The organism is Salinispira sp. (assembly GCF_059431795.1).
The window spans coordinates 177,033-192,041 of sequence record NZ_JBXWXS010000014.1 but is presented as its reverse complement, the minus strand read 5'-3'; the positions used below and the strand labels follow the sequence as shown (position 1 = coordinate 192,041).

Genomic DNA, 15,009 nt, shown 5'->3' with positions numbered 1-15,009 from the left:
CAACGGGCGGCGTATCCTGTGGGCGGCGTATCCAGTCCATGGAGCAGGGGCAGGTTCCTGAAGGGCAATCAGTCGTCGCTGCGGGCAATCTCTATCTGTTTCTCCAGCTGTTCGAAGTTTTTGCTGTTCTGTTCGCCGATTGCGGTAACCTGGGAACTCTGATCCAGAATTCTTGCAGCAAGATCTTCAAGTTCTGTTATTGCCCGCCGGATCCGCTCTCCCATTTCCCGGAGCTGGGAATTCTGTTCCGTGTTTGCATCAATTTCCCGTTTCATGGTTTCCATGGAGCGGTTAACCAGGGTGTTGCTTTGGCGCAGGTGCTCTATTGAGCTGTTGATATCCCCGGTTCCCTCGCTGAGTTCTGACATTCCGGAAATCAGTTCCATAAGGGCCCGGGAAACATCCTCAATGCTGTTATTGATCCGGGAAAAGGCCTCCCGCAGAATGGTGCTGTGTTCGGTGGCCTGGGCGATCTTCTCATTACTGGTCACCAGGGTGTTTCGGATGACCCGGGAATTCTCCTGGGTTTCCTCAGCAAGTTTTCTGATCTCATCGGCAACCACCGCAAATCCCCGGCCGGCATCACCGGCATGGGCGGCTTCAATAGCTGCATTCATGGCCAGAAGGTTGGTGCGGCTTGAAATACCTTCTATTACCTCAATCACTTCCAGGATGCTTTCGGAACTACGGGTAATTTCTTTGAAATCATCGATTGTTTCTACAACCTGATCCATTCCTTCCCGGGACATATCCACAAGGGATGTCATCAGCTCCTGCTTGCTGGATGCGTTCTCACTCATATTTCGGATCTGTGCACTGATCTCTTCTATGGCGCTGGAGCTTTGATCGATGGCGTGGTTTTGCCGGTCCATGTTGTCCCTCACAGTGCTGTTGGCATTCTCCATCTGTGTGTTGCGCCGTTCGCTGTCATCCATGCCCTGGGAAAGGGTGGAAATTTCTTTTTGGATCTCTTCCACCCGTTGAGACATGGATTCAGCCACCCCGAGGCTTTCCTGTGCGGTTAACGTGAGGGTTTCGCCAACATTGAACGCCTGGGTGGTGGACTGGAGAACATCGTTAATGCGCACATACCGCCGAGTATCCCGATCAGCTTCTTCTTCCAGAAGTCTGAGGGAATGAAATTGGTTTCGGAACACCTGGAAGCTGAAATAGGATGCCGACGCAATAAGGGCGAGGGAAATGACGTAATTTTGTACCAAATGGTCGGTGATTCCCGCCGCTCCAAGGGTTGGAGAGATGTAGAGGATAAATAGAAGAAAATTCACCAGAAAGGTGAGAATCAGCATCAGGATAACCTGTCGGATCCTGTAGGCGAGAATGGGCGTTGTCACAAGTACGGCAAGCTGATATGCCGCTAGCTGGAAAACGGCGTTAATATTCTGCATGGCCGGACTGCGGAAGTTCAGCACAAACAGGGCGATGGGTGCTATCCAGAAAGTGATGAGCAGCATGTAACTCACAAACTTGAATTTTCCCCGGGATATGAGGACGGTACCAGATGCCAGAAGCCCTGCGATCAGCCATTCACCCAGAGCAACCATGATGCTGCCTTCGGAGAAACGGATTGCTCCCATGATGAGAAACATGGCGGGAATGACAATACAGATGAGAAAGAGGGTTACCGCCTTCTGCTGGATAGTTATACTGCGTTCCGCATAGGTTTGTTTGATCCTGTCGGTAAGTTTCATGAGTGCTCCTGAAGGGATAATGGAGTGGGAGGGTGTCTTTTATTACCTCCATTTACCTAATATAGTATAGTTCAGTTGATATTGCTCATGCCAGTTGTCTTCCACTGCTTCGCAAATTCAGACGACTGGCGGGTATCCTCAATGTCCTTCCCATGCCTCCGGCGCTTCCAGGTCATTGCGGATACCTTCCGCCCCGATATGTGCAAAGAACAGCGCTGCCGGAAGTCTTTTGCAGAAACCATTTTCTATGGGAAATTTGCTCTTCTTCGTGTGCCTCTCTATGTGCCTCTCCGGTTTTCCTTCTTTGCATGTGTGTGAGAGATTTTACCGCGATCCCGGCAGATTGGCGAAATGTTTTTCCAGCAATGCGAGGGTGCTGTGAAGGGGAAGGGGTTCTCCCAGCGCAAGACCCATAAACAGATCCGCTCCGGAATGGTTGAGAAGCTCCCATAGCTCCTGGGTTTCCACTCCTTCCAGCACCACATTCTTTTTTCGGACATGGCCCAGCTGTACGGCGATTTTCAGAAACTCCATGCTGCCCTCATCATGTGAAACATCTGTGAGAAAGCTTCTGTCTATTTTCAGATAGGAGGCTGGAAGCTGACTCAGATATGTGAGAGAGGAATGCCCGGTTCCGAAATCGTCCACCATAACCCCGACTCCCGATTGTTGAAGCTGCTGCATTTTCGCTGCGTTGACAGAAAAATCGGACATTATTTCATTTTCAGTAAGCTCAACCCGGAGTCTCGAAGGATCGAAGTTCTTCCCCATGGCAGTTTTCAGGCTTTCCAGAAAATAACTGTCATTCAGGTCTTGGGCGGAAATATTAAAAGAGGTGTAAACGGGGAAATCGGAGAGCTCGTTTTTCTGATGTTCAATCACCTTGTACATTACCCATTTGGTGATATTTCCTATAATGCGGCTATGGACGGCTATTGGAAGAAAGCTGTCGGGGGTCATTAAGCCCCTCTGGGGATGGTTCCAGCGGAGGAGCGCTTCCAGACCGATAATTTCTCTTGATGAATTAACAATGGGCATATAATAGAGCTCAAGCTCCTTCTCCCGAATTGCCCGGTTCAGATCGCCCCTGATCATCAGTCGCTCCATCGCTCTGTCGTGAAGTTCAGGATTATACATCATATAGGCTGCTTCCTGCTCCACCGCCCTGTTGAGAGCGGTCTGAACATTGCTGAATAACTGGTCCTTTGTTTCCCCGTCATCCGGAAACATGGCAATTCCGATGGATGCAAGAAGATGAAGAACCGTTTCTCTGGTGTGAAAGGGGATGGCAACCTGATCTTCAATTCGCTGAGCAATTATGAGCAGGTCGCTTTTCCACGCATAGCGGGTAACCATTGCAAGAAGCCTGTCACCGTCAATCTGGAATAACAGGTCATTATCCCTCAAGCTGCTTCGGATGGTCATGTTAAGGTGATCCATAATTGTCTCAGTAATACCATTTCCGTAGAGGGCCCGCAGTTCACTAAAGTTTCTAATCTGGATCATAAAGAGTGCCAGGCGCTGATCCCTGGGATCTCTTCCGGAATGTTCCAGTTCGGTTTCCAGCAGAAGATCCAGGGAACGGGTGGTATCAATATCCTGAGAACCCGCCGGTTCTCCTGATCTAAGATAAAGGTACACCCCCACCACCTGGGTCTGAGCCATGATGGGAATAAATCTGCGTTGATACAGTCTGCGGGTGTTCAGAGGCATACGCTCTGTTACAAAAGCCCGGCCTTTCTGAGCAGCTTTCTCAAATTGGGAGAGAATAGGGTCTTTTTCCGGAAGCTTGGATGAAACATCCTGTATTGTTTTCCCGGGCTCGCATTGCTCATCGAACAGGTTCCGGGCTGCGGTATTTGAAAATATGATATCGCCGTTCACCGTGAAAGCCAGAGTGGGATCTGGACTGCCGTCCAGTGCCAGTTTCATAATTTGCTTAATGTTCATAGCTTCAGACATGTCTATTCCTTCTATAAATCATAATGCACCAGCTGCGGTAAAAAAAGGGGGAATTGAAAAAGGTTTTCCCGAAGGCAATTTCAAAATCGGGGCTATGAAAAACGCTTCGATCATTGTACAACTGAGCTGTGAAAGATCTGAGTATTCATGAAATTATCAGCGCAGTTGATCCCGCAACCCGTATTCCTTACGGGGTATCACGGTACTATGCTTCCCTTGCGGAAGATGCAAATCCGGAAAACGATCCAATAGCTGCCCAATATATTCCCCGACCACAGGAGCGGATCTCGCTGTCTGAGGAATCCAATGACCCCATTGCCGACGAACAGTACAGCGTACATCCCCGGGTTATCCATCATTATCATGACAGAATATTGATCCTGGTGAACGACCGCTGTGCCACCTATTGCAGGCATTGCTTTCGCCGCCATTTTACCGGCAGTTCCGACGGCAGAATATCCGCCGGGGAACTGGAGGCCGCAGCCGAATACCTGAAAAATACTCCAGAGATTCAGGAAGTTCTTCTCAGCGGCGGAGACCCTCTCATGATGTCCGACAGGGAGCTTTCGGATATTATCATCACCCTGAAAAATGCAGTCCCCGGGCGGAGGCTTTTGTTCAGGATGGCAAGCAGAATGCCCGTGGTTCTCCCCTCCCGAATTACCGAGGATTTGGTTCAGGCCCTTTCCGATGCGGCGGACAAACGCATATGGCTTATTACCCATGCAAACCATCCCCGGGAACTCACCGGGGAATTTGAACAGGCAGCTTCCAGACTGGTGGATGGAGGAATTCCGGTGCTGAACCAGGCCGTTCTGCTCCGAGGCGTTAATGACTCGGCTGATATCCTTGAATCATTGTTTCGGGGGCTCATTCAGTTGCGGGTAAAACCCTACTATCTCTTTCAGGGAGATCTGGCCGCAGGTACGTCTCATTTCCGCACCGGTATAAATGAAGGACTGGATCTGATGGATGAACTTCGCTCGAGGCTATCGGGAATGGCCATGCCCACCTATGCGGTGGATCTGCCCGGCGGCGGTGGGAAAATCCCGCTTACCCGGGAGACTGTGTCTTTGGATAATAGTGAAAGCTATATTCTTAAGGACCGGCATGGAAAGGAATACCGGTATCCCAGAGAGCGGCACGGTGGTTAAGCCTCCGTGGATTTGTTATACTTGGCCTTCCGTTGTATGTTTAAACTATCAGATCACGGTATGGCGGAAAGGATGTATGCATGTCTGAAGCCGGGCCTTCGTACCCGGGGAAACCGGATTTTCTGGGCGGAAAATTTATTATCTCCGAAGCGGAACTCACTGATCCTCATTTCCAGTTCACCGTTGTTCTGATCATCAGTCATGACAGCGCCGGTGCCTTGGGCTTGGTGGTGAACCGACCCTCAGACAGCACCCTGGGGGATATCTTCCCCGAACAATTTGCTGATCACAGCGCATCCCATATTCCAATTTTCGTGGGCGGACCCGTCCAGCAGGAATACGTCTTCCTTGTGCAGCAGGGGCTTCCGGAAGACTATCGCAGTGAAGCGGCCATTCTGATTCACGATAACATGTATTTTGAACCCGATGTCCGGCCGGTTCTCCAGTTTATTCACGATAATTGGGATGATCTGCCCTACACCCACAGACCCAAACTGAGGTTGTTTGCCGGATACTCAGGCTGGGCAACCGGGCAGCTGGAGGCCGAACTGGAGGAAAAAGCCTGGGTGACCCATCCTTCCAGCAGCGATATCATTTTCTCCCCCAACCCAGAGGTTGGCTGGCGGAATGCGCTGAAGAAAAAGGGCGGCCTGTACTGGATTATGGGGGAAACCGGATCCAAACCGTCCATGAATTGAATATGTATAGTCATGGTTTGATCGTGTCCGACAATGAACTGATTCTGTCCGGCCATGATTTGATTGCGCTCGACCATGAACGGATCGTGCCCGGAAGGATGTGACCCAATTATCCGCTTTCAACAGTGCTTGGGGATCTGTTTCCGTATTGCAGAGCTTGAGTCGAGCTGATACATTCATTCATCCATGAATCGGGACCAAGAAAAACCCACCACCTACAGCATTGTAGTTGAAATGAAAAACAGCGGCATATCACTTCTTCGGCTTCTCAGTTCCCGGTTTACCTACCTGTCCATGAAACAATGGATTGAAGAGATTGAGCGGGGGCGGGTGAAGGTGAATGATCGGGAAGCCGGTTCACAGCAGGTTGTGGAAAGCGGAGACAGGGTGACATATCTCCCCCCAGACCTGAAAGAGCCTGAAGTGAATACCGGTTTTGAGATTATTCATGAGACCGCCGATTATATAGTTATCAATAAACCGCCGAATCTGCCCTCCCACCCCGGCGGAATTTACCGGAAAAACACCCTTTGGAGTATGTTGAAAGAGCGCTACTCGGATGTAACCATGGTGAACCGCCTCGACAGGGAGACCAGCGGAATTATTGTGGCGGCCCTCACTCCCCGGGGAAGATGGCTGTTTCAAAACGAACAGCAGAGAGCCCGGCAGCTGAAGAAGTATCTGGTAATGGTTCATGGGCGGGTACAAGAATCTATACACGCTGATGGGTGGATTTTCCAGGACAGGAACAGCAGCATTCGCAAAAAGCAGCGCTATTCCCCCTCCTTCCCCGACGGAATCAGCGCGAAAAACGCAGAAACCCGTTTTACACCCCTGGCAGCCAATTCAAGCTATACGCTATTGGCCGCAGAGCTGATAACCGGCCGAACGCACCAGATTCGAGCAACTATTTCCAGCCTGGGGTACCCGGTGCTCGGGGATAAGATATACGGCCGGGATGAGGGCTTCTTTCTCCGGTTCATATCCGATGGCTTGGGGGAAGCAGACCGGCAATCGCTCATTCTGAATCATCAGGCCCTTCACAGCGCCGTCCTCTGCCATTCCGGGGATTCGGGGAATCCAGTGGGTTTCGGGGATTCGGGGGGAGCGGACGTGAAAGAGGCCGAGTCCCGGGGGCAGAATGATCTGAATTGCCATGCTGCTGCACTGCCCCTTGATTTTTCCGAGCTTATACAACGGGAGTTCTCTCTGAATTTGAGCAGCCCCGGGGAGATTCGCCGGCTGTGCATCTGAACACTCTTCATATATCTCAGGCAGGAAGAATTCTGCAGAAGCGGCAACTTCAGCGCAGTCTTCGCATTCTCCGTAATCATCAGATAATGCCACCGGTTCAGGGGAAGAACCTCATTGAATCCCGTGTGTTCGATGATAGCGGCCGGCAGTTTGACGCCGAGATCGATATGTTCGACGGTGAGGTGATTCCCGGCTGCAGCTGCGCTGAACCCGGGTTCTGCGTTCATACCACGGCATTATTTATTAGAGGGGTTCTGGATGGTCTGATTCCCGGCATCCAAGGATCTCAGCGTGATGAATTCAGATCGGTATTGGAAGGACGGGAAGCATCGAGGCAGCCGTCTTCTTCTCCCGAACCGGACCTTTTTCAGGAAGGTCTGTTTGCCCCTGACGATTTGCCGGACAGGGACACAGAAGCGGCCGGGGAAGATCCTGCAGATGCTGCCGGGAATCCGGATGAAATGGATGAAGTCTTACCTCCACCGGATTTCAGCGATCTCCGCCAGGGAAAAGACGGAGCCTGTCCTCTCTTGCGGATTGAACAGAATAGTGGAGGTACAGGTATTCAGCTGTTTTTTCGCTACGGCGATACGGAAGTTTCCTACCGTTCGTCTGCTCATCCAAGAAGCGAAACAACACATCTGGAAAAGGATACCAGAAACCGCCATATGGGAGAAACAGACGGAGAGAGTGACCCGATAGTGCGTGACCTGGTGTTTGAAGAACAGTTTTTTGCCCGGTTGAAGGAATTAATAAATCCCGATTTAGTATACGAGCGGGGAATCTATGCTGATCTTTTTAAAGACGGGCCTGCCCATGATTTCCAGATAGACAGTGATGTGGCGGAGTTTCTGGTACACCGGGGAAGAGCTCTGCTAGATGAGGATATTCCGGTGATGGTGGAAAATCGGCCAGTGTATTCAAAAGGTGAGCTGTCTCTCTCAATAGAAAATGATCTGGATATGCTGGGCATTAAGGTCTCAGCCCTGACTCCCGCGGGTAAGCAAGACCTGTTTCAGGATCCGGCTTCAGATATTCCCGGTCTTCTGAGAACCGGCGGGGCATATGTAATGCTGAGAGAACGGGACCTGAAACAATTGGAGTACCTGAAGCGGAGGGGTATGGATACCCGGGGCATATTGCAAACCTCATCTCTGAATATGGTCCTCCTGGACCGGATATACTCCCAGCTGGATACCGGGGATCAGCATCAGCTTCAGCATATTCTTGAAATGAAGAGCCTACTGGAGGATGTATCCCGAATTCCTCTCTGTGATCAGCCCCAGGGCCTGAAAACCCGTCTGAGGACGTATCAGCATTACGGATTTTCATGGCTGGAGTATATGCTGTCCAACGGGATGAATCCCTGTTTGGCGGATGATATGGGTTTGGGCAAAACCCTTCAGACCCTCAGTCTGCTGCTGCGCCGAAAGGAACAGACCCGTCTCGGGACTGTGCTGATAATTACCCCGGTAGTTACCATGGCGAACTGGGCGGCGGAGGCCCGCCGTTTTGCACCCGCATTGAGCCTGATCAGGCATGAAGGGAGTGGAAGAAGTCAGAATATTTCCGATCTCCTTAAGCATGATGTGGTGCTTGTCAGCTATCAGACGCTCAGGAATGATCTTTCCCTTCTGCTGGATGAAACCTGGAATTTTGTCATCCTTGACGAGGCGCATTACATTAAGAATATTCAGTCACAGGTTTTCAAGGCGGTGCGCTCCCTGAAATCCCGGCACCGGGTGAGCCTGACCGGTACTCCTATTGAAAACTCAGTGATGGAACTGTTCGCCCAGATGGACTTTCTCAATCCCGGGGTTTTAGGAAGTCCCCGCAAATTTTACGGTCAGTTCTTCCGGGGAATTCAACGGGAAGGGGACGAAAACCTTCTTGATGAGCTCAAGGAACTGGTGAGGCCATTCATTCTCCGACGGACCAAGGATGAAGTACTGGAGGAATTACCGGGCAAAGAAGTGATAGTTCGCTATGTGGAAATGGAAACGGAGCAGCGTCAGGTGTATGAAGACGCCCGTCTCCGGCTCATGGAAGAAATTCAGCAGGAGAGCGATGCCCGCTTGAAGGGGAGTCTGATGTTTCAATCCCTGCTCAGACTGAGACAACTTGCCATCCATCCTCCCCTTGCAGATCCCGCCTACCGGGGGGTAAACTCGGCAAAGATGGCGGCTCTGCGGCTCCTAATGTCCGATATTCTCAGTGAAGACCACAAGGTGCTGATATTCAGCCAGTTCATCGGGAGTCTGGAGGCTATTGCAGCACTGTGCCATGAGGAAGGCTGGGAGCATGTCCTGCTTACCGGCAAGACCAGGGAGCGGGATCAGGAAGTGCGCCGATTTCAGAATGATCCGGACACCCGGGTATTCCTTTTGAGTCTGAAAGCTGGGGGGGTAGGTATCAATCTCACCGCAGCCGATTCGGTGATCATTTTCGATCCCTGGTGGAATCCTGCAGCCGAACAGCAGGCCATAGACAGGGCTCACCGAATGGGGCAGACCAAAAATGTAAGCGCGTTCAAACTCATTGTAAAAGAAACAATAGAAGAGAAGATTTTGATGCTCCAGGAGCAAAAGAGCAGTCTTGCGGATGATATTATTAATGGCGGAGGCAGTTTGCTCAGTCACCTTAGTAGGGAAGAAATGATGGAACTGTTCCGTTAAATTTGAAAGATGCTCAGAAATGCCCCTAATGGGCGTAAATGCATGTGCCCGCAGGGCGTACATAAGGAGAACCACATGGAAAGCCGATCCTTCGGAATAGAATTGCAGAAGCTCGAAAAGCTGGCTGGACAGCTCGGGGTGTATCATCAGGAAGAGATCCCCGGAGATTTTTGGCACGGATTCCTCGGTGCTGTGGCATTGAGCCCTGTGGCTCTGCCGGAAAGCCAGTGGCTTCGGTCAATGGTTCATAAAGAGTCCTCTGAAGAAACCGCGGAACTGGAAGAGGATCTGAGGACAATGCTCACTGGAATTATCGAAGCCATTCATGAACGTCGTTTCACCCCGTATTTCCCCGGAAACATGGAGAGTTGGCGGGAGTGCAGACCATCTCAGTGGTGTGAGGGCTTTCTCACCGGCAGCAATCTCTGGCCGGAAGATCTTCAACGGAAAGCTGGAGAGGAGCTTATTGCGCTCACTCTCCCTGTGGTGATTTTCCATAATCCCGATGAATATTTTCATGAACATGCACCATACATGAGCGAAGAGGAACGGGAAGAATTAATGGATCAAAGCTTTGCATTTCTTCCCAAGGGTCTGTATGAGATTCCTGAGCTTTGGGACGAGGTTCTGAAGGATGTGGAAGATGATGAGGATGAAGATGATGAATTCCTTCATCTCAATTGATTCGCTTGCTATCGCTTGAGATTCATATCAGAATAGATGTATGGAAAGCATGGATCCGGTACTTCTTCTTCAACCAGGCTACTCGTTTTTTGTTTCCTGGGAGCTGGCCGGAGGAATCGCCGAAGTGTTTGACCCGCTGGGGCTTCCGTGGATCAGCGTAAACGGCGGGTATCTCCGGGAAGATACACTCGATATTGAGAATGTTGAAGAAGAGCAGGCTGACGGCTGTCGGGACAATGGTTCTGAAAATACAGCAGGGGTCTCCCACGGTGAATCTGGTAACTGGATTTATGATCTGAGTTCCCGGGTGCCTGCCTCGGGCTACATTATCTACGGTGGCGGACTTGCTTACCGTGAACAGGAAGGTCTGCTCCGGTCCAAAATTATCCGTCCTTTGTCCGGTAAGCCTGTGGTGAATGTGGGCAGCGAACTGGAAAACCTTCCGTGCATCAATGCAGATAATTACCGGGGAATGTACGACCTTGTGAGCAGACTTGTGGCCGCCGGAAACATCAGCAGGGCGGCCTTTCTTGCCGGTCCGTCGGGAAACATTGAAGCAGATGAGCGGTACCGGGCATTTCTGGATGCCCTTCATAATGCATCCTTGGAATTTGCGCCTTCAGATTATATTCAAGGTGATTTTACTTCTTTTACCGCCCGTACCCGTATGGCAGAATTTCTGGAAAACTGCAGGGGAATTCCCGACCTTCTGGTATGTGCAAACGATTTAAGCGCCTTCGGAGCCTCACAAGCACTTTGGAACCGGGGCCTTTCCATTCCCAATGATATTATGCTCAGCGGATTTGATGACTTTGAGTACGCTTCTGCCATGGCCCCTCCTCTCTCCACCGTGCAATTTCCCATCAGGGAAATGGGTCGAACGGCCGCTCGGGCCATACTGCACCTCCTCGAAGAAAATGGAGAGTCACATACAACCAGTGCCCGCCGAGAGCCGACGAGAGAAACAGCCGGCAGAATTTCATGTGCACCCGTCTTCCGTCCCTCCACAGGGCATGATCTGAAAAAAAATCAGGTGAATCGTGCCCGGGAACTTTTACTCGAAGATCTGAGAATTAAAGAGCTTCAGCAGTTCCGGCTCCGGTTTACAAAAATACTTCTTGAGCAGCCCAGACTCAGCACATGTTTTCCCGAGCTTGCGGACACCCTTATGTTGGCAGGCGTCCGTGCAATGCTGGTAATGTTGAAAAATGAGAGCGCCGGAGATGAGCAGATGCTCAGAATGGACCAAGGCTTTTACATGGATACAAACTGTGGCGAACAACGGGTGGTGCTTCTCAACCCGGATTCCCGGAGCATCCGACAGGGAGGGAGTTTGTATCCGGTGGATCTGAAAGAGGTTCTCTTTGCTCCGGATTCCCGGGTTCATGCCGTTCCCCTGCAGCATAACTCAGTGCCCCTGGGATATATTTTAGCAGCCGTTACCCCCGACGCCTTGGACTTGCCTGAGCATATTGCCTATGAACTTTCCGGGTATCTGTACCGCTGGACGCTTATCCATGAAGCAACTGTGCGGGAACGGGAGCGGGAAACCCTTCTGGATGAACTTCAGCATGCACAGAGAGAGCTCAGCAGGGTGGAACGGCTCACAGAAATGAGCCGGCTTGTTGCGGGTGTGGGGCATGAGCTGAATACTCCCATCGGGTCCAGCATAACACTGGCATCTTTTCTCCAGGACCGGAGCCGTGAAATTATTGAAAGTGCTGAAAACAGGGCTCCGGTTGAAACGGAGATGAATTTAAAAAAGAATCCCCAGGGGAACTCTCAAGGGGAAAGTGAACCCGGCCAGAGCAGCGGATCCGATACGAGTGAGTTGTATAAGTTCCTGTATCAGGTTGTTGAGGCCGCCGATTCTCTACGGAGGAATCTTAAGAGAGCCGGGGACCTGGTTGAAACCTTCCGCTCATTGAGCGTCCAACCGGGCCAGCAAAAATTGAGCAGGTTCCGGCCCCGTGACCTTCTCGATATTCTGCAGGAGCGCAGCAGCTCATCCGGCAGCCCGGAGATGAATATCAGAATAGATTGCCCAGAAAATCTGGAAATGTACAATGATGCCGAAGCTCTGGAGCAGGTAATTCAGGAGTTGATCCGGAACAGCATACTGCATGGATACCATGGCCATGGGAACGGAGAAATACGCATTCAGGTGAAAGTGCGGGGGGAGCAGCTGAATATCCGTTACGAGGACGACGGGACAGGGGTGTCCCAGATCGATCTGAACCGGATATTCGAGCCCTTTCACACCACCAAACGGGCTCAGGGCCGGGTGGGGATGGGTTTGCACCTTGTACATAACTTGGTTCAGTATCATTTGAAGGGAGTAATATCGGTAAACCGAGGGAAGGGCGGCGGTCTCTTGTTTCTCATATCCGTTCCCGTTGAGCATCCCGGGACCTGAGGAGCTGCTCTGTGGATGCGTCTGAAAACCGGTATCTGGAAGATTACTATCAGTTGAAAGATAAGGATCTCAGGGATCGGAATATCGGCATTGCAGAGGGAAAAACTCTTGTTGACCGCCTCATCAACAGCGGGCTTCATGTACGCTCGGTGCTTTGCACCCCTGCCGGCAATGCCCGATATAAAAACCTGCCGAACTCCCGCTGTCCTATCATTATCCGGGAACCCGGAGAAATTGGTTCCCTGGTGGGGTTTAAATTTCACCGGGCTGTGCTTGCCGCTTTTCAGCGACCGGAATACAGGTCTCTCGGATATATCGAGTCGCTGCTGAAAGCCGCCCCGGCACGGCATCTCTTTGCGGACTGCAGCGGTATTCAGGAGGGGAGCAATCTGGGCGCGATTATTCGGAGTGCCCGGGCTTTTAACCTTGGCGGTATTATACTGGGACCCAAATCCGCTGATCCCTTCAGCAGGAAGGCGGTACGGGCCAGTGCCGGCTGGGTGTTCACCATGCCGATGCTGTATACCAATCAACCTGTGGAAGAAATTTCTCATCTGAAGAAACGGGGGTTCCGCTTGCTTGCCGCAGAAACCCGCGAGCACGGCGCAGATGATCTTTCTGTCTACCGTGCTTCCCCGGCGGTTCAGACAGATACGAATGGTGAAAGCCCCGCCCGGCGGAATACCCAGGTACCACCGGAGATTCTCCTTCTGGGCCATGAGTTTACGGGAATCAGGCCGGAGTTATTGAGTCAGGCTGATGCCCTCCTGGAAATTCCCATGAATGAGGATGTGGATAGCCTGAATGTGGGAGTTGCGGCGGGGATTTTTTTCTTTGCCTTAAGCAGGAAGTGACAGGGGCTGATCCGATGGAATACCCTCCTTCCGGGCGGGACGCACCTGCTTCAGCAGCTATTAGCTTCAGCAGCTACAAGGAGATAGACTATATGAGCAAAGAAAAAGCCATGCCAGCTGAACAATTTTTCAACTTAATTAACGATCCCCGGCGGGGAAACCGGGTTACCCGGGCATGCATCAGCATTGCCGATCCGGAGCGTATGAAAGCCCGGGCCCACGGGCTGAATGAATCCTCTCCCGTTCCGGTGCTGGTGAAGGATAATATCGACACCATGGAGCTGGGAAACAGCGGCGGCAGCCTGGCTCTCAGGGATGTGCCGGTGCAGGAAGACGCCTTTATTGTAGGGAAGCTGCTGCAGGCCGGTGGCCTGGTTGTAGGCAAAACGAACCTCAGCGAATGGGCCAATTTTCGATCCACCAGGAGTGTGAGCGGGTGGAGTTCTGCTGGAGGACTTACCCGTAATCCCCACGTCCTGAACCGGACGGCATGCGGTTCCAGCTCCGGTTCAGCTGCCGGGGTGGCTGCCGGTTATACGGAGATGGCTATCGGAACAGAAACAGACGGTTCGATCATCTGTCCGTCGGCAATGAACGGAGTGGTGGGCCTGAAACCCGGGGTGGGCAGGGTGAGTCGCAGCGGGATTATTCCCATCTCCGCCAGCCAGGATACCGCCGGCCCTATTGCCCGGACTGTTGCGGGAGCAGCATGGCTGCTGGCCGCCATTGAAGGGGAGGATCCGGAAGATCCTGCCACCGTGATGAAAGAACGGTGGACGGCGGATGCACCCGGAGCATTCCTGGGAATGAAGAATTTCCGGGGCCGGAGGGTGGGGGTGCTGAAAAAGCCCGAAGGCTTCGACCCTGGAGTTCTGGATCTCTATTTCAAAAGGGTTTCCAGGATTATGGAGCTTGGGGCCGAGCTGATTGAACTTGATGAATTACCCGGCGGAAACGCCCTGAACGATGCCGAATTCACCGTTTTACTCTGCGAATTTAAAGATGATATCCGTTCGTATTTGAGCAAAAAGCGCAGCGGCTCGGGCTTTACAGATCTGGGAGATCTGATCGCCTATAATTCAAAACATGCAAAGAATGTTATGCCGTTTTTCGGACAGGAGTTGTTTGAGATGTCCTGGAGAACCTCCGGCAGGTCCGACGGAGCATATGGGGCTGCCAAAGAGACCTGCACCCGCCTCGCCGTGGATGAGGGCTTACGTGCCCTGTTCAATACACATAAGCTGGACACCCTGGCCATGCCGTCCAACAATCCAGCCTGGCTCATAGATCCGGTTCTTGGGGATTGTGTCAGGGGCAGTACCAGCAGCCCCGCGGCGGTGAGCGGCTGGCCGTCACTTACATTGCCTATGGGAGAACTCTACGGCCTGCCTCTGGGACTATCCCTGCTTGGGAAGCCGTGGAGTGAAGCCCGGCTCCTTGGAATGGGTCACTGTCTGGAGCGGGATTTCCGAATAGACACGCGCGCCGGCTTTCGTCCTTCAGTGTTCACTCAAGATGAGCCGGGATTACACCCCGCCTCACAGGCACAGTAGACGGATATTCGTCGCGGTCCTGGAGTCCGACGCGGCCGGCCATGAGCCGA

Annotated in this window: 10 protein-coding genes; 8 read left to right on the top strand and 2 right to left on the bottom strand. The window is 52.0% G+C overall.

The window, feature by feature from the left end; all coding sequences use genetic code 11:
• Positions 1-68: 68 nt before the first annotated feature.
• Positions 69-1,709: a methyl-accepting chemotaxis protein gene (locus tag AC52PS_RS05850; RefSeq protein WP_495562109.1), complete on the bottom strand. Its 1,641-nt coding sequence runs from the start codon at positions 1,707-1,709 to the stop codon at positions 69-71.
• Between the two features lie 324 nt (positions 1,710-2,033).
• Positions 2,034-3,671, bottom strand: a complete 1,638-nt coding sequence (locus tag AC52PS_RS05845) for an EAL domain-containing protein (protein ID WP_495562108.1) — start codon at positions 3,669-3,671, stop codon at positions 2,034-2,036.
• A 128-nt stretch (positions 3,672-3,799) separates the two neighbouring features.
• Between AC52PS_RS05845 and AC52PS_RS05840 the strand changes: the two genes are divergently transcribed.
• The 8 genes from AC52PS_RS05840 (at position 3,800) to AC52PS_RS05805 (ending at position 14,959) form a co-directional block, all read left to right on the top strand.
• Positions 3,800-4,825 (top strand): KamA family radical SAM protein, encoded by a 1,026-nt coding sequence (locus AC52PS_RS05840; RefSeq protein WP_495562107.1) that lies wholly within the window; start codon positions 3,800-3,802, stop codon positions 4,823-4,825.
• Positions 4,826-4,905: 80 nt separating this feature from the next.
• Positions 4,906-5,523 (top strand): YqgE/AlgH family protein, encoded by a 618-nt coding sequence (locus tag AC52PS_RS05835; protein WP_495562106.1) that lies wholly within the window; start codon positions 4,906-4,908, stop codon positions 5,521-5,523.
• A 186-nt stretch (positions 5,524-5,709) separates the two neighbouring features.
• On the top strand, positions 5,710-6,777 hold the full coding sequence (locus AC52PS_RS05830; RefSeq protein ID WP_495562105.1) for a pseudouridine synthase: 1,068 nt from the start codon (positions 5,710-5,712) through the stop codon (positions 6,775-6,777).
• Entirely contained in the window at positions 6,768-9,452 is a 2,685-nt protein-coding gene (locus tag AC52PS_RS05825) for a DEAD/DEAH box helicase (protein ID WP_495562104.1), read from the top strand. The genes AC52PS_RS05830 and AC52PS_RS05825 overlap by 10 nt, the downstream gene beginning before the upstream one ends.
• A 75-nt stretch (positions 9,453-9,527) precedes the next feature.
• The gene (locus AC52PS_RS05820; RefSeq protein ID WP_495562103.1) at positions 9,528-10,136 is read left to right on the top strand and encodes a UPF0149 family protein; all 609 of its coding nucleotides are present in this window, start codon (positions 9,528-9,530) and stop codon (positions 10,134-10,136) included.
• 40 nt (positions 10,137-10,176) lie between these two features.
• Entirely contained in the window at positions 10,177-12,552 is a 2,376-nt protein-coding gene (locus AC52PS_RS05815; protein WP_495562102.1) for a substrate-binding domain-containing protein, read from the top strand.
• Positions 12,553-12,563: 11 nt separating this feature from the next.
• On the top strand, positions 12,564-13,406 hold the full coding sequence (locus tag AC52PS_RS05810) for a TrmH family RNA methyltransferase (protein WP_495562101.1): 843 nt from the start codon (positions 12,564-12,566) through the stop codon (positions 13,404-13,406).
• A gap of 92 nt (positions 13,407-13,498) precedes the next feature.
• Positions 13,499-14,959 carry an amidase family protein gene (locus tag AC52PS_RS05805; RefSeq protein WP_495562100.1) on the top strand — a complete coding sequence of 487 codons (1,461 nt, stop codon included), beginning with the start codon at positions 13,499-13,501 and terminating at the stop codon, positions 14,957-14,959.
• The last annotated feature ends 50 nt before the right edge of the window (positions 14,960-15,009 follow it).

What these genes read in the sequence shown, in the direction of transcription:
- AC52PS_RS05850 (WP_495562109.1), bottom strand. Translation starts at nt 1,709, where the DNA reads ATGAAACTTACCGACAGGATCAAACAAACCTATGCGGAACGCAGTATA.
- AC52PS_RS05845 (WP_495562108.1), bottom strand. Translation starts at nt 3,671, where the DNA reads ATGTCTGAAGCTATGAACATTAAGCAAATTATGAAACTGGCACTGGAC.
- AC52PS_RS05835 (WP_495562106.1), top strand. Translation starts at nt 4,906, where the DNA reads ATGTCTGAAGCCGGGCCTTCGTACCCGGGGAAACCGGATTTTCTGGGC.
- AC52PS_RS05830 (WP_495562105.1), top strand. Translation starts at nt 5,710, where the DNA reads ATGAATCGGGACCAAGAAAAACCCACCACCTACAGCATTGTAGTTGAA.
- AC52PS_RS05820 (WP_495562103.1), top strand. Translation starts at nt 9,528, where the DNA reads ATGGAAAGCCGATCCTTCGGAATAGAATTGCAGAAGCTCGAAAAGCTG.
- AC52PS_RS05815 (WP_495562102.1), top strand. Translation starts at nt 10,177, where the DNA reads ATGGAAAGCATGGATCCGGTACTTCTTCTTCAACCAGGCTACTCGTTT.
- AC52PS_RS05805 (WP_495562100.1), top strand. Translation starts at nt 13,499, where the DNA reads ATGAGCAAAGAAAAAGCCATGCCAGCTGAACAATTTTTCAACTTAATT.